The sequence below is a fragment of the Escherichia sp. WS1152 genome (assembly GCF_046487665.1).
In the GTDB taxonomy this organism is placed as follows: domain Bacteria; phylum Pseudomonadota; class Gammaproteobacteria; order Enterobacterales; family Enterobacteriaceae; genus Escherichia; species Escherichia coli.
Genome location: NZ_JBJQJA010000001.1, coordinates 89,097 through 106,617, shown reverse-complemented (window position 1 = coordinate 106,617; position 17,521 = coordinate 89,097). Strand labels below are relative to the sequence as shown.

General features: G+C 52.6%; 18 protein-coding genes and 1 riboswitch. Of the genes, 9 read left to right on the top strand and 9 right to left on the bottom strand.

Going from position 1 to position 17,521, the window contains the following annotated elements:
* Positions 1 to 214 precede the first annotated feature (214 nt).
* Genes cecR through ACJHW7_RS00510 form a run of 5 tightly spaced genes read left to right on the top strand, consistent with a single transcriptional unit; the run spans position 215 to position 5,856 of the window.
* Positions 215 to 886 carry a DNA-binding transcriptional regulator CecR gene (gene cecR / locus ACJHW7_RS00530; protein WP_001296991.1) on the top strand — a complete coding sequence of 224 codons (672 nt, stop codon included), beginning with the start codon at positions 215 to 217 and terminating at the stop codon, positions 884 to 886.
* 2 nt (positions 887 to 888) lie between these two features.
* On the top strand, positions 889 to 1,884 hold the full coding sequence (gene hlyD / locus ACJHW7_RS00525) for a secretion protein HlyD (protein ID WP_000743444.1): 996 nt from the start codon (positions 889 to 891) through the stop codon (positions 1,882 to 1,884).
* On the top strand, positions 1,877 to 3,613 hold the full coding sequence (locus tag ACJHW7_RS00520) for an ATP-binding cassette domain-containing protein (RefSeq protein WP_040234621.1): 1,737 nt from the start codon (positions 1,877 to 1,879) through the stop codon (positions 3,611 to 3,613). The genes hlyD and ACJHW7_RS00520 overlap by 8 nt, the downstream gene beginning before the upstream one ends.
* Positions 3,606 to 4,739 carry an ABC transporter permease gene (locus ACJHW7_RS00515; RefSeq protein WP_000070131.1) on the top strand — a complete coding sequence of 378 codons (1,134 nt, stop codon included), beginning with the start codon at positions 3,606 to 3,608 and terminating at the stop codon, positions 4,737 to 4,739. The genes ACJHW7_RS00520 and ACJHW7_RS00515 overlap by 8 nt, the downstream gene beginning before the upstream one ends.
* A 10-nt stretch (positions 4,740 to 4,749) precedes the next feature.
* Complete coding sequence (locus tag ACJHW7_RS00510) at positions 4,750 to 5,856, top strand: ABC transporter permease (protein WP_000469031.1); 1,107 nt, start codon at positions 4,750 to 4,752, stop codon at positions 5,854 to 5,856.
* Here ACJHW7_RS00510 and ACJHW7_RS00505 read toward each other — a convergent pair.
* Positions 5,818 to 6,228: a YbhQ family protein gene (locus ACJHW7_RS00505; RefSeq protein WP_000871981.1), complete on the bottom strand. Its 411-nt coding sequence runs from the start codon at positions 6,226 to 6,228 to the stop codon at positions 5,818 to 5,820. The genes ACJHW7_RS00510 and ACJHW7_RS00505 overlap by 39 nt on opposite strands.
* A gap of 132 nt (positions 6,229 to 6,360) precedes the next feature.
* On the opposite strand from ACJHW7_RS00505, the gene ACJHW7_RS00500 reads away from it, so the two are divergent.
* Genes ACJHW7_RS00500 through ACJHW7_RS00490 form a run of 3 tightly spaced genes read left to right on the top strand, consistent with a single transcriptional unit; the run spans position 6,361 to position 9,316 of the window.
* Positions 6,361 to 7,122 carry an endonuclease/exonuclease/phosphatase family protein gene (locus ACJHW7_RS00500; RefSeq protein WP_001113348.1) on the top strand — a complete coding sequence of 254 codons (762 nt, stop codon included), beginning with the start codon at positions 6,361 to 6,363 and terminating at the stop codon, positions 7,120 to 7,122.
* Entirely contained in the window at positions 7,119 to 8,360 is a 1,242-nt protein-coding gene (gene clsB / locus ACJHW7_RS00495; RefSeq protein ID WP_000650339.1) for a cardiolipin synthase ClsB, read from the top strand. Before ACJHW7_RS00500 ends, clsB begins: the two co-directional genes overlap by 4 nt.
* Positions 8,360 to 9,316, top strand: coding sequence for a YbhN family protein (locus tag ACJHW7_RS00490; protein ID WP_021556616.1), 957 nt, complete (start codon positions 8,360 to 8,362; stop codon positions 9,314 to 9,316). Before clsB ends, ACJHW7_RS00490 begins: the two co-directional genes overlap by 1 nt.
* A gap of 35 nt (positions 9,317 to 9,351) precedes the next feature.
* Here ACJHW7_RS00490 and ACJHW7_RS00485 read toward each other — a convergent pair whose 3' ends face one another.
* The 7 genes from ACJHW7_RS00485 to moaA form a co-directional block, all read right to left on the bottom strand.
* Positions 9,352 to 10,065, bottom strand: a complete 714-nt coding sequence (locus tag ACJHW7_RS00485; RefSeq protein ID WP_021556615.1) for a Bax inhibitor-1/YccA family protein — start codon at positions 10,063 to 10,065, stop codon at positions 9,352 to 9,354.
* Between the two features lie 207 nt (positions 10,066 to 10,272).
* Positions 10,273 to 10,977 (bottom strand): Bax inhibitor-1/YccA family protein, encoded by a 705-nt coding sequence (locus ACJHW7_RS00480; RefSeq protein WP_021556614.1) that lies wholly within the window; start codon positions 10,975 to 10,977, stop codon positions 10,273 to 10,275.
* Between the two features lie 135 nt (positions 10,978 to 11,112).
* A complete protein-coding gene (moaE, locus tag ACJHW7_RS00475; RefSeq protein ID WP_000852287.1) occupies positions 11,113 to 11,565 on the bottom strand; it encodes a molybdopterin synthase catalytic subunit MoaE in 453 nt (150 codons plus the stop codon).
* A gap of 1 nt (position 11,566) precedes the next feature.
* Positions 11,567 to 11,812: a molybdopterin synthase sulfur carrier subunit gene (moaD, locus tag ACJHW7_RS00470; protein ID WP_000598612.1), complete on the bottom strand. Its 246-nt coding sequence runs from the start codon at positions 11,810 to 11,812 to the stop codon at positions 11,567 to 11,569.
* The gene (moaC, locus tag ACJHW7_RS00465; RefSeq protein WP_000080885.1) at positions 11,805 to 12,290 is read right to left on the bottom strand and encodes a cyclic pyranopterin monophosphate synthase MoaC; all 486 of its coding nucleotides are present in this window, start codon (positions 12,288 to 12,290) and stop codon (positions 11,805 to 11,807) included. Before moaC ends, moaD begins: the two co-directional genes overlap by 8 nt.
* Positions 12,291 to 12,292: 2 nt before the next feature.
* Complete coding sequence (gene moaB, locus ACJHW7_RS00460; RefSeq protein ID WP_000084639.1) at positions 12,293 to 12,805, bottom strand: molybdenum cofactor biosynthesis protein B; 513 nt, start codon at positions 12,803 to 12,805, stop codon at positions 12,293 to 12,295.
* A 21-nt stretch (positions 12,806 to 12,826) separates the two neighbouring features.
* Positions 12,827 to 13,816, bottom strand: a complete 990-nt coding sequence (moaA, locus tag ACJHW7_RS00455; protein WP_021556613.1) for a GTP 3',8-cyclase MoaA — start codon at positions 13,814 to 13,816, stop codon at positions 12,827 to 12,829.
* Positions 13,804 to 13,948: riboswitch (molybdenum cofactor riboswitch) on the bottom strand. Its footprint overlaps the gene before it by 13 nt.
* A 264-nt stretch (positions 13,949 to 14,212) precedes the next feature.
* Here moaA and yvcK point away from each other — a divergent pair.
* Positions 14,213 to 15,121, top strand: a complete 909-nt coding sequence (gene yvcK / locus ACJHW7_RS00450; protein WP_001301716.1) for a uridine diphosphate-N-acetylglucosamine-binding protein YvcK — start codon at positions 14,213 to 14,215, stop codon at positions 15,119 to 15,121.
* A gap of 190 nt (positions 15,122 to 15,311) precedes the next feature.
* Here yvcK and uvrB read toward each other — a convergent pair whose 3' ends face one another.
* Complete coding sequence (gene uvrB / locus ACJHW7_RS00445; protein ID WP_000042533.1) at positions 15,312 to 17,333, bottom strand: excinuclease ABC subunit UvrB; 2,022 nt, start codon at positions 17,331 to 17,333, stop codon at positions 15,312 to 15,314.
* Between the last annotated feature and the right edge of the window lie 188 nt (positions 17,334 to 17,521).

Sequence of the window (17,521 nt, the reverse complement as noted above, 5' to 3'; positions counted from 1 at the left end):
GCCCCGACCGTTACCGGTGTAGTTTTCAGGGAGATACTGAAAAGGAAAATGACAAAAACCACAATGTCATGAGGGAGCGGAGTGTAGCAGTTTTTGTGACGCAGCGCATAAATTATCCCTGTGACTGGCGTAGCTAAAATTCTTAGCCATACTGGACAACTCCCCTATGGAGTCATAATCTTAATCAATCATTTGATTAAGAATGGACTGTGCGATGAATAATCCTGCCATGACAATCAAGGGTGAACAGGCGAAAAAACAGCTGATTGCTGCCGCACTGGCGCAGTTTGGTGAATATGGAATGAACGCCACCACCCGCGAGATAGCCGCCCAGGCCGGGCAGAATATCGCTGCCATCACCTACTACTTCGGTTCGAAAGAAGATTTGTACCTCGCCTGCGCCCAGTGGATTGCCGATTTTATTGGCGAGCAGTTCCGTCCGCATGCCGAGGAAGCCGAACGCTTGTTCGCCCAACCACAGCCTGATCGGGCTGCCATCCGTGAACTGATCCTTCGCGCCTGCAGGAACATGATTAAGCTGCTCACCCAGGATGACACCGTCAACCTCAGCAAGTTTATCTCCCGTGAGCAGCTCTCACCCACGGCAGCCTACCACCTGGTGCACGAACAGGTGATTAGTCCGCTACACAGCCACCTGACACGCCTGATTGCCGCCTGGACCGGCTGCGACGCCAATGACACCCGCATGATCCTTCATACCCATGCGTTGATTGGTGAGATTCTGGCGTTCCGTCTTGGCAAAGAAACAATTCTGTTACGTACCGGCTGGACCGCGTTCGATGAAGAAAAGACCGAACTGATCAACCAGACGGTGACCTGTCATATCGACCTGATTTTGCAAGGATTATCGCAAAGGAGTTTGTAGTGATGAAAAAACCTGTCGTGATCGGACTGGCGGTAGTGGTACTTGCCGCCGTGGTTGCCGGAGGCTACTGGTGGTATCAAAGCCGCCAGGATAACGGCCTGACGCTGTATGGCAACGTGGATATTCGTACGGTGAATCTTAGTTTCCGTGTTGGGGGGCGCGTTGAATCGCTGGCGGTGGACGAAGGTGATGCTATCAAAGCGGGCCAGGTGCTGGGCGAACTGGATCACAAGCCGTATGAGATTGCCCTGATGCAGGCGAAAGCGGGCGTCTCGGTGGCACAGGCGCAGTATGACCTGATGCTTGCCGGGTATCGCGATGAAGAAATCGCTCAGGCCGCCGCAGCGGTGAAACAGGCGCAAGCCGCCTATGACTATGCGCAGAACTTCTATAACCGCCAGCAAGGACTGTGGAAAAGCCGCACCATTTCGGCAAATGACCTGGAAAATGCCCGCTCCTCGCGCGACCAGGCACAGGCAACGCTGAAATCAGCACAGGATAAATTGCGTCAGTACCGTTCCGGTAACCGTGAACAGGACATCGCTCAGGCGAAAGCCAGCCTCGAACAGGCGCAGGCGCAACTGGCGCAGGCGGAGCTGAATTTACAGGACTCAACGTTGATAGCACCGTCTGATGGCACGCTGTTAACGCGCGCGGTGGAGCCAGGCACGGTTCTCAATGAAGGTGGCACGGTGTTTACCGTTTCACTAACGCGTCCGGTGTGGGTGCGTGCTTATGTTGATGAACGGAATCTTGACCAGGCCCAGCCGGGGCGCAAAGTGCTGCTTTATACCGATGGTCGCCCGGACAAGCCCTATCACGGGCAGATTGGTTTCGTTTCGCCGACTGCTGAATTTACCCCGAAAACCGTCGAAACACCGGATCTGCGTACCGACCTCGTCTATCGCCTGCGTATTGTGGTGACCGACGCCGATGATGCGTTACGCCAGGGAATGCCAGTGACGGTACAATTCGGTGACGAGGCAGGACATGAATGATGCCGTTATCACGCTGAACGGCCTGGAAAAACGCTTTCCGGGCATGGACAAGCCCGCCGTCGCGCCGCTCGACTGTACCATTCACGCCGGTTATGTGACGGGGCTGGTGGGGCCGGATGGTGCAGGTAAAACCACGCTAATGCGGATGCTGGCGGGATTACTGAAACCCGACAGCGGCAATGCCACGGTGATTGGCTTTGATCCGATCAAAAACGACGGCGCGCTGCACGCCGTGCTCGGCTATATGCCGCAGAAATTCGGTCTGTATGAAGATCTCACCGTGATGGAGAACCTCAATCTGTACGCGGATTTGCGCAGCGTCACCGGCGAGGCACGTAAGCAAACTTTTGCTCGCCTGCTGGAGTTTACGTCTCTTGGCCCGTTTACCGGACGCCTGGCGGGCAAGCTCTCCGGTGGGATGAAACAAAAACTCGGCCTGGCCTGTACCCTGGTGGGCGAACCGAAAGTGTTGCTGCTCGATGAACCCGGCGTCGGCGTTGACCCTATCTCACGGCGCGAACTGTGGCAGATGGTGCATGAGCTGGCGGGCGAAGGGATGTTAATCCTCTGGAGTACCTCGTATCTCGACGAAGCCGAGCAGTGCCGTGACGTGTTACTGATGAACGAAGGCGAGTTGCTGTATCAGGGAGAACCAAAAGCCCTGACACAAACCATGGCCGGACGCAGCTTTCTGATGACCAGTCCACACGAGGGCAACCGCAAACTGTTGCAACGCGCCTTGAAACTGCCGCAGGTCAGCGACGGCATGATTCAGGGGAAATCGGTACGTCTGATCCTCAAAAAAGAGGCCACACCAGACGATATTCGCCATGCCGACGGGATGCCGGAAATCAACATCAACGAAACTACGCCGCGTTTTGAAGATGCGTTTATTGATTTGCTGGGCGGTGCCGGAACCTCAGAATCGCCGCTGGGTGCAATATTGCATACGGTAGAAGGCACACCCGGCGAGACGGTGATCGAAGCGAAAGAACTGACCAAGAAATTTGGTGATTTTGCCGCCACCGATCACGTCAACTTTGCCGTTAAACGTGGGGAGATTTTTGGTTTGCTGGGGCCAAACGGCGCGGGTAAATCGACCACCTTTAAGATGATGTGCGGTTTGCTGGTGCCGACTTCCGGCCAGGCGCTGGTGCTGGGGATGGATCTGAAAGAGAGTTCCGGTAAAGCGCGCCAGCATCTCGGCTATATGGCGCAAAAATTTTCGCTCTACGGCAACCTGACGGTCGAACAGAATTTACGCTTTTTCTCTGGTGTGTATGGCTTACGCGGTCGGGCGCAGAACGAAAAAATCTCCCGTATGAGCGAGGCATTTGGCCTGAAAAGTATCGCCTCCCACGCCACCGATGAACTGCCATTAGGTTTTAAACAGCGGCTGGCGCTGGCCTGTTCGCTGATGCATGAACCGGATATTCTGTTTCTCGACGAACCGACTTCCGGCGTTGACCCCCTCACCCGCCGTGAATTTTGGCTGCACATCAACAGCATGGTAGAGCAAGGCGTCACGGTGATGGTCACCACCCACTTTATGGATGAAGCGGAATATTGCGACCGCATCGGCCTGGTGTACCGCGGGAAATTAATCGCCAGCGGCACGCCGGACGATTTGAAAGCACAGTCGGCTAACGATGAGCAACCCGATCCCACCATGGAGCAAGCCTTTATTCAGTTGATCCACGACTGGGATAAGGAGCATAGCAATGAGTAACCCGATCCTTTCCTGGCGTCGCGTGCGGGCGCTGTGCGTCAAAGAGACGCGGCAGATCGTTCGCGATCCGAGTAGCTGGCTGATTGCGGTAGTGATCCCGCTGTTGCTGCTGTTTATTTTTGGTTACGGCATTAACCTCGACTCCAGCAAGCTGCGGGTCGGGATTTTACTGGAACAGCGTAGCGAAGCGGCGCTGGATTTCACCCACACCATGACCGGTTCGCCCTACATCGACGCCACCATCAGCGATAACCGTCAGGAACTGATCGCCAAAATGCAGGCGGGAAAAATTCGCGGTCTGGTGGTTATTCCGGTGGATTTCGCCGAACAGATGGAGCGCGCCAACGCCACCGCACCGATTCAGGTGATCACCGACGGCAGTGAGCCGAATACCGCTAACTTTGTACAGGGGTATGTCGAAGGGATCTGGCAGATCTGGCAAATGCAGCGAGCGGAGGACAACGGGCAGACTTTTGAACCGCTTATTGATGTACAAACCCGCTACTGGTTTAACCCGGCGGCGATTAGCCAGCACTTCATTATCCCCGGTGCGGTGACCATCATCATGACGGTCATCGGCGCGATTCTCACCTCGCTGGTGGTGGCGCGAGAATGGGAACGCGGCACCATGGAGGCTCTGCTCTCTACGGAGATTACCCGCACGGAACTGCTGCTGTGTAAGCTGATCCCTTATTACTTTCTCGGGATGCTGGCGATGTTGCTGTGTATGCTGGTGTCGGTTTTTATTCTCGGCGTGCCGTATCGCGGTTCGCTGCTGATTCTGTTTTTTATCTCCAGCCTGTTTTTACTCAGTACCCTGGGGATGGGGCTGCTGATTTCCACGATTACCCGCAACCAGTTCAATGCCGCTCAGGTCGCCCTGAACGCCGCGTTCCTGCCGTCGATTATGCTTTCCGGCTTTATTTTTCAGATCGACAGTATGCCCGCGGTGATCCGCGCGGTGACGTACATTATTCCCGCACGTTATTTCGTCAGCACCCTACAAAGCCTGTTCCTCGCCGGGAATATTCCGGTGGTGCTGGTAGTGAACGTGCTGTTTTTGATCGCTTCGGCGGTGATGTTTATCGGCCTGACGTGGCTGAAAACCAAACGTCGGCTGGATTAGGGAGAAGAGCATGTTTCATCGCTTATGGACGTTAATTCGCAAAGAGTTGCAGTCGTTGCTGCGCGAACCGCAAACCCGCGCGATTCTGATTTTACCCGTACTAATTCAGGTGATCCTGTTCCCGTTCGCCGCCACGCTGGAAGTGACCAACGCCACCATCGCCATCTACGATGAAGATAACGGCGAGCATTCGGTGGAGCTGACCCAACGTTTTGCCCGCGCCAGCGCCTTTACCCATGTGCTGCTACTGAAAAGCCCACAGGAGATCCGCCCAACTATCGACACACAAAAGGCGTTACTACTGGTGCGTTTCCCGGCTGACTTCTCGCGCAAACTGGATACCTTCCAGACCGCGCCGCTGCAGTTGATCCTCGACGGGCGTAACTCCAACAGTGCGCAAATTGCCGCCAACTACCTGCAACAGATCGTCAAAAATTATCAGCAGGAGCTGCTGGAAGGAAAACCGAAACCCAACAACAGCGAGCTGGTGGTACGCAACTGGTATAACCCGAATCTCGACTACAAATGGTTTGTGGTGCCGTCGCTGATCGCCATGATCACCACTATCGGCGTAATGATCGTCACTTCACTTTCCGTCGCCCGCGAACGTGAACAGGGTACACTCGATCAGCTACTGGTTTCGCCGCTCACCACCTGGCAGATATTTATCGGCAAAGCCGTACCGGCATTAATTGTCGCCACCTTCCAGGCCACCATTGTGCTGGCGATTGGTATCTGGGCGTATCAAATCCCCTTCGCCGGATCGCTGGCGCTGTTCTACTTTACGATGGTGATTTATGGTTTATCGCTGGTGGGATTCGGTCTGTTGATTTCATCACTCTGTTCAACACAACAGCAGGCGTTTATCGGCGTGTTTGTCTTTATGATGCCCGCCATTCTCCTTTCCGGTTACGTTTCTCCGGTGGAAAACATGCCAGTATGGCTGCAAAACCTGACGTGGATTAACCCTATTCGCCACTTTACGGACATTACCAAGCAGATTTATTTGAAGGATGCGAGTCTGGATATTGTGTGGAATAGTTTGTGGCCGCTACTGGTGATAACGGCCACGACAGGGTCAGCGGCGTACGCGATGTTTAGACGCAAGGTGATGTAATTTTTTATCTTTCGCCAGCAAAGACACTACCGCCGGGCCGGCAAGGATTGCCAGCCCTGCAATTGCCAGCAAAAAGTTGTTTTCCAGTACGCGGGACAACAGCCACAGCACAATCAGCGCTGCGCCAAAATACCAGGTCGTGGTCAGCTCTTCCAGCACGTCTGCCACCTCACGCCAGCGTTGCTCGGGGTGGCGCTGAAACACCAGCATCATCACTACCGTGACACAATACAGTGCGCATAATCCCACGCCGACGTGAACCAGAGTCTTACTCATCCAGCCCACCACCAGCAGCGCCACTACCAGTAAATGCAACATAATCTGCCAGCAACTTAGACCCGTTGCGACACGAACACGTTGTTGCCACTTCATGGCTTCTCTCCTGAAGAATTTATCTCTACTTACTCAGAGTACCGAACTTTACGGAAAATTCCGTAAGACCGCACCTTTTTGTGACGCCGACTACACTATTTCAATGAGATAAGAGGCAAAGACAGGAAAATTATGCCCGATCAAACACAACAATTTTCGTTCAAGGTGCTCACCATCAATATTCACAAAGGCTTTACCGCGTTTAACCGACGCTTCATTTTGCCGGAACTTCGCGATGCCGTGCGTACCGTCAGCGCCGATATTGTTTGCCTGCAGGAAGTGATGGGCGCGCACGAAGTTCATCCGCTGCATGTGGAAAACTGGCCCGATACCTCGCACTACGAGTTTCTCGCCGACACTATGTGGAGCGATTTTGCCTACGGTCGCAATGCCGTATACCCGGAAGGGCATCACGGCAACGCCGTACTGTCGCGTTATCCCATTGAACATTATGAGAATCGAGATGTTTCGGTCGATGGTGCGGAAAAGCGCGGCGTGCTCTACTGCCGCATTGTGCCGCCGATGACCGGAAAAGCGATTCATGTGATGTGCGTACATCTGGGCCTGCGTGAGGCGCACCGTCAGGCGCAGCTTGCGATGCTCGCCGAATGGGTGAATGAGCTACCGGACGGCGAACCGGTATTGGTGGCGGGTGATTTCAATGACTGGCGGCAAAAAGCTAATCATCCGTTAAAAGTGCAGGCCGGACTGGATGAGATTTTTACCCGCGCCCACGGACGCCCGGCGCGCACGTTTCCGGTGCAATTTCCTCTACTACGACTGGACAGGATCTACGTCAAAAATGCCAGCGCCAGCGCGCCAACCGCGTTGCCGCTGCGGACATGGCGACACCTTTCTGATCATGCCCCTTTAAGTGCGGAGATTCATTTATGAAATGTAGCTGGCGCGAAGGCAATAAGATCCAGTTGCTGGAAAACGGCGAGCAATATTATCCCGCGGTGTTTAAGGCGATTGGCGAGGCACAAGAACGCATCATTCTTGAAACGTTTATCTGGTTTGAGGATGACGTCGGCAAACAACTGCATGCGGCACTACTGGCAGCAGCGCAACGCGGGGTTAAAGCGGAAGTCTTGCTGGATGGCTACGGTTCGCCGGATCTCAGCGATGAGTTTGTCAATGAACTGACGGCAGCTGGCGTGGTGTTCCGCTACTACGATCCCCGCCCTCGCCTTTTTGGTATGCGCACCAATGTGTTTCGCCGGATGCATCGCAAAATTGTGGTGATCGACGCGCGTATCGCCTTTATTGGCGGGCTGAATTACTCCGCCGAGCATATGTCCAGCTACGGTCCAGAGGCTAAACAGGATTACGCGGTACGCCTTGAAGGGCCGATTGTTGAAGATATCCTCCAGTTTGAACTGGAAAATCTGCCAGGACAAAGCGCGGCCCGACGCTGGTGGCGACGTCATCACAAAGCGGAAGAAAATCGCCAGCCGGGAGAAGCGCAGGTATTGCTGGTCTGGCGTGATAACGAAGAACATCGCGATGATATCGAACGCCACTATCTGAAAATGCTCACTCAGGCGCGGCGGGAAGTGATTATTGCCAACGCCTACTTCTTCCCCGGCTATCGATTTTTACACGCCTTGCGTAAAGCGGCACGGCGCGGGGTGCGGATCAAACTGATCATTCAGGGCGAACCGGATATGCCGATTGTCAGAGTCGGTGCGCGCTTGCTGTATAACTATCTGGTTAAAGGCGGCGTTCAGGTATTTGAGTACCGCCGCCGCCCGCTCCACGGCAAAGTGGCATTGATGGACGATCACTGGGCGACAGTAGGGTCCAGTAATCTCGATCCGCTCAGTTTGTCACTGAATCTCGAAGCTAATGTCATCATCCACGATCGTAATTTTAACCAGACGCTACGCGATAATCTGAACGGCATTATCGCCGCAGATTGTCAGCAGGTGGATGAAACCATGCTGCCGAAACGTACCTGGTGGAACCTGACCAAAAGCGTGCTGGCGTTCCACTTTTTACGCCACTTCCCGGCGCTGGTTGGCTGGCTTCCGGCACACACGCCACGTCTGGCGCAGGTTGATCCCCCCGCCCAACCGACAATGGAAACTCAGGATCGGGTAGAAACTGAAAACACGGGGGTAAAACCCTGATGAGTAAATCACACCCGCGCTGGCGCTTAGCAAAGAAGATCCTCACCTGGCTGTTTTTTATCGCGGTGATTGTGTTGCTGGTGGTCTACGCCAAAAAAGTGGACTGGGAAGAGGTCTGGAAGGTCATCCGCGACTACAATCGCGTTGCGCTGCTTAGTGCGGTCGGGCTGGTGGTCGTCAGCTATCTGATTTACGGCTTCTATGACCTGCTCGCCCGCTTTTACTGCGGTCACAAACTGGCGAAGCGCCAGGTGATGCTGGTGTCGTTTATCTGCTACGCCTTCAACCTGACGCTCAGTACCTGGGTCGGCGGCATTGGTATGCGCTATCGTTTGTACTCCCGACTAGGGTTACCGGGCAGCACTATTACGCGGATTTTCTCGCTCAGTATTACCACCAACTGGCTGGGCTATATTTTACTGGCAGGGATTATCTTTACCGCAGGCGTGGTGGAGTTGCCGGACCACTGGTATGTCGATCAAACCACGCTGCGCATTCTCGGCATTGGCTTACTGATGATTATCGCGGTTTATTTGTGGTTTTGCGCTTTCGCGAAGCACCGCCATATGACCATCAAAGGGCAAAAGTTGGTGCTGCCCTCATGGAAATTCGCCCTCGCCCAGATGCTGATTTCCAGCGTTAACTGGATGGTCATGGGAGCGATTATCTGGCTGTTACTTGGTCAAAGCGTGAACTATTTCTTTGTACTGGGCGTGTTGCTGGTTAGTAGTATTGCCGGCGTCATCGTGCATATTCCGGCGGGGATTGGTGTGCTGGAAGCGGTATTTATCGCATTACTGGCAGGGGAGCATACATCCAAAGGCACAATTATCGCCGCCCTGCTCGCTTACCGTGTGCTGTATTACTTTATCCCGCTGCTGCTGGCGCTGATCTGTTACCTGTTGCTGGAAAGCCAGGCGAAGAAGCTACGGGCGAAAAATGAAGCGGCGATGTGAAGTTCAGTTAAGTTCTTTAGTATGTGCATTTACGACTAATGAAAAAAACGCGTATGCCTTTGCCAGACAAGCGTTATAGCTATCGCGGCAAGTATCCCAAAGAAGCCGATAAAATAGTAATAGAGTGTTAATGCACCTGTAAAAGCGCAACGAACCGGACTCCACAACTCTTCACTATGGCATTTCCCCGCCAATTCAAGGAGCTTATTTCGTCCATGCGAGATAATGCCTGACCATAACACAATCATTAAGCAACTTATTACCCAAATGGGCCGTTCACTCATTAATGCGGCATTCACGATGATTACCAGGGCCAACCCTGTCAACGTCATCATAATCATAAAACGGTGAGAACCAGGATCAATATTAAATAATAAACCGGCCAGCATACTGATTAAAAACATCGCGCCCGCAGTGCTGAACACGACGATAATGGCAGGTACAGGAGCTAAACTAGCAACGACAATCGCCACCAAAGAGAGTAAAAACAGATATATTACGCCTGCGATGGCGGCATTTATCTTGTTGATATCCTTACTTAAGCCATACATACAAAGTAATAATAACCCTATGGCGACATACATTGGTGGTGAATCATATTTGGTTGCCGTAATTTCGAGATACTTAGCACCCCAGGCCAGCCCTGCGGTTGCCACCAAACCTAAAGCGGTAATGAGCCATATACCGTTTAATATCCTGGTCTCGTGCTGAAAATCTAATTTATTGCTGTTTTGCAAGTATGATTCCATTCTTTTAGTTGTCCTTATAGAAAAATATTAATATTCATCATGAATAAATTTAAACCCACGCATACAAAATACTTTTGTATTTATGGATACGGAAAACGCTTCCGCTCGGCCATAAGGCATATTTTATACCTGGTACTTGTTAAGTGTCGTTTTTAGTAAGAAAAAAAATCCCGACACATGGCCGGGATATTGATGGTGAAAAAAGAATTAACGGCGGTTGCCAAAAATTCGCAGCAACATCAGGAACAGGTTGATGAAGTCCAGATACAAGGTTAACGCGCCAAGAATGGAATATTTGCGCAGGTTCGACGCGTCGCGGGTATCTATCTGCTCACCCATATTTTTCAGTTTCTGGGTGTCATACGCCGTCAATCCGACAAAGACAATCACGCCGATATAGGTGACTGCCCACATCAACGCTTCGCTTTTCAGCCAGAAGTTGACCAGCGATGCCAGCACAATGCCGATTAACGCCATAAACAGCATATTGCCAAAGCCACTTAAATCGCGCTTCGTGGTGTAACCGTACAGGCTCATTGCGCCGAACATCCCGGCAGTAACGACGAAGGTACTGGCGATAGAAGCAGCGGTATAAACAATGAAAATACTGGAAAGCGTAAGACCCGTCAGCGCCGAATAAAGCATAAAGAGCATCGTCGTTACACCTGCGCTCAGCTTTTGAATCATCGCTGATAACACAATAACCAATGCTAATTGCGCGATGATCAGACCGATTAAAAAGACACGGTTAGTGAACAACAGCTCCATCACGGCCGCGGAATTAGCCGCATACCAGGCAACAAATGCGGTCAGCAACAAGCCAACGGTCATCCAGCCATAGACTTGCGCCATATAAGTCTGCAAGCCAGCCCGGGGTTGTACAATTGAATCAGAACGTGGGAATCTGTCCATGACGATCTCCTGAAGATATAAGGAATATCTTAAGGATACTGCAAAATGATGAGGCTGTGCATCGACGCAGCGTAAACGCATGTACTGAGCGGTGAAATTGCCGGACGCAGCGGTGCCTTATCCGGCTAACAAAAACTACCAGCGTTTTGCCGCCTGCTGATCGCTCTCCCGAGCTTCGACCCAGCGGTCGCCCTCCGGCGTGGCTTCGCGCTTCCAGAACGGTGCGCGGGTTTTGAGATAATCCATAATAAACTGCCCGGCTTCAAACGCACTGCTGCGATGCGCACTGGTGACACCGACAAAAACGATTTCATCGCCCGGCCATAATTCCCCGATGCGGTGAATCACCGTGACGCGCCCCAGCGGCCAGCGGTTACGCGCTTCATCGACAATTTCTGCCAGTGCTTTTTCAGTCATCCCCGGATAGTGTTCGAGGGTTAATGCTTTGACGCTGTCGCCCAGGTTATGGTTGCGCACCTTACCGGTAAAGGTGACTACCGCACCGTCTTCGTCACGCTCCGCCAGCCACGGGTACTCTTCTCCTACGCTGAACGGCTGCGGACCAACAACAATTTTGGTTTCTGCCATCTTAACCTCCGGTTACCGGCGGGAAGAAAGCTACTTCGTCGCCGTCAGTCAGCGGATGGTCAAAACTCACCAGCGTCTGGTTGACGGCAGCCAGTAATTTGCCATCTTCCAGCGCCAGCGCCCAGCGATCGCTCTGCGCAGCCAGGTGCTGGCGTAACGCTTCAACGGTTGGGAAATCCGCAGCCACTTCGGTTGCATCTGTTCCTACCAACTCGCGCACCTGGGCGAAAAAAAGAACTTTAATCATCCGCTTCCACCTTAAAGTCACCCGACTTGCCGCCGCTCTTCGCCAGCAAACGTACCGGACCAATCACCATATCTTTTTGCACCGCTTTGCACATGTCATAAATGGTCAGCGCCGCCACGGAGGCCGCGGTTAACGCTTCCATTTCGACACCGGTTTTCCCGGTCAGGCGGCATAAGGTTTCTATACGCACCCGATTGTGCTCCGGCTCGGCCTGTAAATTGACTTCAACTTTGCTGAGCATCAGCGGATGACACAGCGGGATCAGATCCCAGGTGCGTTTTGCCGCCTGAATACCGGCAATACGCGCAGTGGCAAATACGTCGCCTTTGTGGTGGCGACCATCAATAATCATCGCCAGCGTCTCGCTGCGCATGGTGACAAAGGCTTCCGCCCGCGCTTCACGCACGGTTTCCGCTTTGGCGGAGACATCCACCATGTGCGCTTCGCCAGCGGCGTTGATATGGGTCAGTTGCGACATACTTATTTCTTCAAATGTGGATGGAAATTACACGGACGCGTACGGGCATCCAGCTGCGGCGCGATGATATTTTCCCATGCGGTACGGCACGCTTTGGTCGAACCCGGCATGGCGAAAATCAGCGTTTTGTTAGCGACGCCCGCTACCGCACGAGATTGCAACGTGGAAGTGCCAATCTCTTCAAACGACAACATACGGAACACTTCACCAAAACCTTCAACTTCACGGTCGAACAACGGCAGCAATGCTTCGGGAGCCTGATCACCTTCCGTCAGGCCAGTCCCCCCCGTAATCAACACCACTTGTACATCGTCGCTGGCGATCCACGCAGATACCTGAGCGCGAATAGCGTAGCGGTTTTCTTTCACAATGGCTTTATCGACAACGTGATGGCCCGCTTCTTGCGCCGAATCGCGCAAATAGTGACCGGAGGTATCGTCTTCTTCACCGCGACGATTAGAAACCGTAAGAATAGCAATACGGGTCGGGATAAATTCAGTGCTTACCTGACTCATCTGATCTCTCCTTTTGACGTTTTAGCCGCCAATGTACGATAAGTTTTGCGTAATACCGGTGTTGTTTTGATGCAGGAAATGGGTCTGTTTCTTCTCCCGCAGCGCCGCTGAAATACGCGCTTCCAGCACCTGTTGCTGGGTATCGTCTTCCAGCAGATCGCGCAGGTTAACGCCGCCTTCACCAAACAGGCAGAGATGGAGTTTACCAATGGAGGAAACGCGCAGACGGTTGCAAGTGGCGCAGAAGTCTTTTTCATACGGCATGATAAGGCCAATCTCTCCGGCGTAATCCGGATGACAAAAGACTTGCGCGGGACCGTCGCTGCGTTGACGTAATTGGTGGATCCAGCCGCGACGCAGTAGCTCGTCACGCAGAACCTGACCAGAGATGTGATGCTTACGGAAGAGCTCGCTGCCCTCGCCCGTTTCCATCAGTTCGATGAAACGCAGCTGGATAGGGCGATGCTGGATCCAGTTCAGAAAGGTGTCGAGCTGGTGATGATTAACATCACGCATCAGCACGGTATTGACTTTGACCTTCTCAAAACCGGCCTCAAATGCAGCATCAATCCCTGCCATGACCTGGTTGAATTTATCCTGCCCGGTAATAGCGTGAAACTGGCGGGCGTCCAGACTATCAACGCTGACGTTGATGCCAGTAAGTCCAGCATCGCGCCAGTTCGCCACATCGCGTTCCAGACGGTAACCATTGGTGGTGACCGCTATCTGGCGAATAGCGTCGTTTTCTCGCACAGCGGCGATGATATCGGTAAAGTCGCGGCGTAAAGACGGCTCACCGCCTGTCAGGCGCACTTTTTCGGTGCCCAGACTGGCGAAGGCGCGCGTAACCCGGCGAATTTCATCGACGGTCAGAAAGCCTTTATTGGTGACGCCGCTCGGTTTGTAGCCATCCGGCAGGCAGTAGGTGCAACGAAAGTTACACACATCGGTAATCGACAGGCGCAAGTAGTAAAACTTACGCGCAAATGCATCAGTCAGTTGTGAAGCCATGTACACCTTTCCAGATACGGGAGGCGAAGTCATTTCTTCCTTCGCCCTGGTGGCAATCTTTACGAGCATTGTCACGGCCAAAGCACCATATCAGTTGACCCAGGTGCAGAGGCTAGAGTGTTTAGTGGTTAAGCCGATACTAGCGTGTAAATGAGATTTTTACCATCCACACTTTCGCTATGTAATCATGTATATAGCGTCATGATCGTGCTATTTCGCTACAGAATAAGGGAAAATGGCGGTTTTACTTTGATATACATCATCAGGGAGGCATAGCGTGCATCGTCCTTTAGAGGTAGAAGAAAATAGTTTGTATCCTCAATATTGGCAGGTTAATTGCTGTTTCCCCGCAATTTGCGCTACTGTAGCGCGGATAATCTGACTCCAGGAAACTATATGCGCAATCGTACGCTGGCTGATCTTGATCGTGTCGTTGCTCTCGGCGGAGGGCATGGACTGGGACGCGTTCTCTCATCACTTTCGTCTTTGGGTTCTCGTTTAACGGGTATCGTCACCACCACGGATAATGGTGGCTCGACGGGGCGTATTCGCCGTTCAGAAGGCGGCATTGCCTGGGGCGATATGCGCAACTGCCTTAACCAGCTGATAACTGAACCCAGCGTCGCTTCCGCAATGTTTGAATATCGTTTCGGCGGTAATGGCGAACTTTCCGGGCACAACCTTGGAAACCTGATGTTGAAGGCACTGGATCACCTTAGCGTGCGACCTCTTGAAGCGATCAATCTGATTCGAAATCTGCTGAAAGTGGACGCACATTTGATTCCGATGTCGGAGCATCCTGTTGATCTGATGGCGATTGACGATCAGGGGCATGAAGTTTACGGCGAGGTCAATATCGACCAGTTAACTACGCCGATTCAAGAGTTATTGTTAACGCCTAATGTACCCGCAACGCGTGAGGCGGTTCACGCTATCAATGAAGCGGATCTCATCATTATTGGGCCTGGCAGTTTTTATACCAGCCTGATGCCCATTCTGCTGCTGAAGGAAATCGCGCAGGCATTACGCCGCACGCCAGCGCCGATGGTCTATATCGGCAATCTGGGGCGTGAGTTGAGTTTACCTGCGGCCAATTTGAAACTGGAAAGCAAGCTGGCAATTATGGAGCAGTATGTTGGTAAAAAGGTCATTGATGCGGTCATCGTCGGGCCAAAAGTGGATGTCTCGGCGGTGAAAGAGCGGATTGTGATTCAGGAGGTGCTGGAGGCCAGCGATATTCCGTATCGTCATGACCGCCAGTTGTTACATAGCGCACTGGAAAAGGCGTTACAGGCTTTAGGTTAACGGAAATCCGAAGGAAAACTCCGGCTTCCTGTTGAAGACAAAGTGCGCGTTGTTTATGCCGGATGCGGCGTGAACGCCTTATCCGGCCTACAAACCGCGCTAATTCAATGTATTGCAGAATCATGTAGGCCTGATAAGCGTAGCACATCAGGCAATTTTGCTTTTGTCATCTGTCTTCTTCGTTATCCTGTCACGAAGCCGCGATAAACAATTCACGCAGCTGATGCAACTGGTCACGAATTTGTGCCGCTTCTTCGAACTCCAGATTCTGCGCGTGTTGCATCATTAACCCTTCCAGCTCATGGATTTTCTGTTGCAACGCTTTAGGCGACATATCCATCGGCACATTATCCGGCTCAACAATCGGTCGCGATTTTCCTCTGCCCTTCGCTTTGGTTTTAGCAATGTTCTGCCCCAACGCCAGGATATCGACCACTTTCTTGTTCAAGCCTTGCGGCGTAATGCCGTGTTCCTCGTTGTACTTCTGCTGTTTCTCGCGGCGACGTTCGGTTTCGCCAATCGCTTTCGCCATTGATGGGGTGATCTTATCGCCGTAGAGAATCGCTTTACCGTTAACGTTACGTGCCGCACGACCAATGGTCTGGATCAACGAACGTTCGGAACGCAGGAAGCCTTCTTTGTCAGCGTCGAGGATCGCCACCAGCGAAACCTCCGGCATATCCAGACCTTCGCGCAGTAAGTTGATCCCCACCAGCACGTCGAACTCACCCAGACGCAAGTCGCGGATAATCTCCATACGTTCGACGGTGTCGATATCCGAGTGAAGATAACGCACGCGCTCGCCATGTTCTTCGAGATATTCGGTGAGATCTTCCGCCATCCGCTTGGTGAGTGTGGTGACCAGTACGCGTTCGTTAATTGCCGCTCGCTGACGAATCTCCGAAAGAAGATCATCAACCTGTGTCGCCACTGGCCGCACTTCGATAATCGGATCAAGCAATCCGGTTGGACGCACCACCTGATCCACCACATCGCCGCCGGATTTTTCCAGCTCATAATTACCTGGCGTCGCCGAAACATAGATGGTTTGCGGCGCTAATGCTTCGAACTCTTCAAATTTCAGCGGACGGTTATCCAGCGCTGATGGCAGGCGGAAGCCGTACTCCACCAGTGTCTCTTTACGCGCCCGGTCACCGCGATACATGCCGCCAATTTGTGGAATGGTGACGTGAGATTCATCGACCACCAGCAGCCCATCGGCAGGCAGGTAATCAAACAGCGTCGGCGGTGGCTCACCCGGTCCACGACCAGAGAGGAAGCGCGAGTAGTTTTCAATCCCCGAACAGTAGCCCAGCTCGTTCATCATCTCCAGATCAAACTGGGTACGCTGGGTCAGCCGCTGCTCTTCCAGCAGTTTGTTGTTTTCCAACAGCACTTTGCGTCTGGCGGCCAGCTCTTCTTTGATCTCCTCCATCGCCTGTACGATGCGCTCGCGCGGTGTGACGTAGTGCGTTTTCGGGTAGATGGTAAAACGTGGAATAGTGGAAACAATCTGCCCGGTCAGCGGGTCAAATAACGACAATCGTTCCACTTCCTCGTCAAACAGTTCCACGCGAAGTGCAATGTCATCCGATTCTGCCGGGAATATATCAATCACCTCGCCACGAACGCGGAAAGTACCGCGCTGGAATGCCTGATCATTACGAGCGTATTGCAGCTCCGCCAGTCGGCGCAGAATCGCGCGCTGATCGATAATCATACCGACCGTGAGATGGAGCATCATCTTGAGATATAAATCAGGATCGCCCAGACCATAAATCGCGGAAACAGACGCGACCACAACCACATCACGCCGCTCCAGCATCGCTTTGGTGGCGGACAAACGCATCTGTTCGATATGTTCGTTTACCGAGGCATCTTTCTCAATGAAGGTGTCGGAACTCGGTACATAGGCTTCTGGCTGATAGTAGTCGTAGTAGGAGACGAAATATTCCACCGCGTTTTCCGGGAAGAACTCTTTCATTTCGCCATACAGCTGGGCCGCCAGCGTTTTGTTGGGCGCAAGTACCATGGTAGGGCGCTGAAGGTCAGCAATGACATTGGCAATGGTGAAGGTTTTCCCGGAACCAGTCACACCAAGTAACGTCTGGTGCGCCAGGCCATCTTCCAGCCCCTCTTCGAGACGTCGAATCGCCTCTGGCTGATCGCCAGAAGGTTTAAAAGCGGAATTCAGTTTGAACGGTTTACTCATGAGTCGCTACCTGAAGGAGTTGGGCGGGCAGGTATGTAATTTTACTCGTCGTACTTAATTATGCCAACAAATTATACTGGATAAAAAAACAGTTCATCACCATAATATTTCTGTTACAGCGTAAACTCCGCTGTCAATCATGAGCAAAATTTACTCTGTGGCGAGATAAAACTCGGACCTTACCGGGT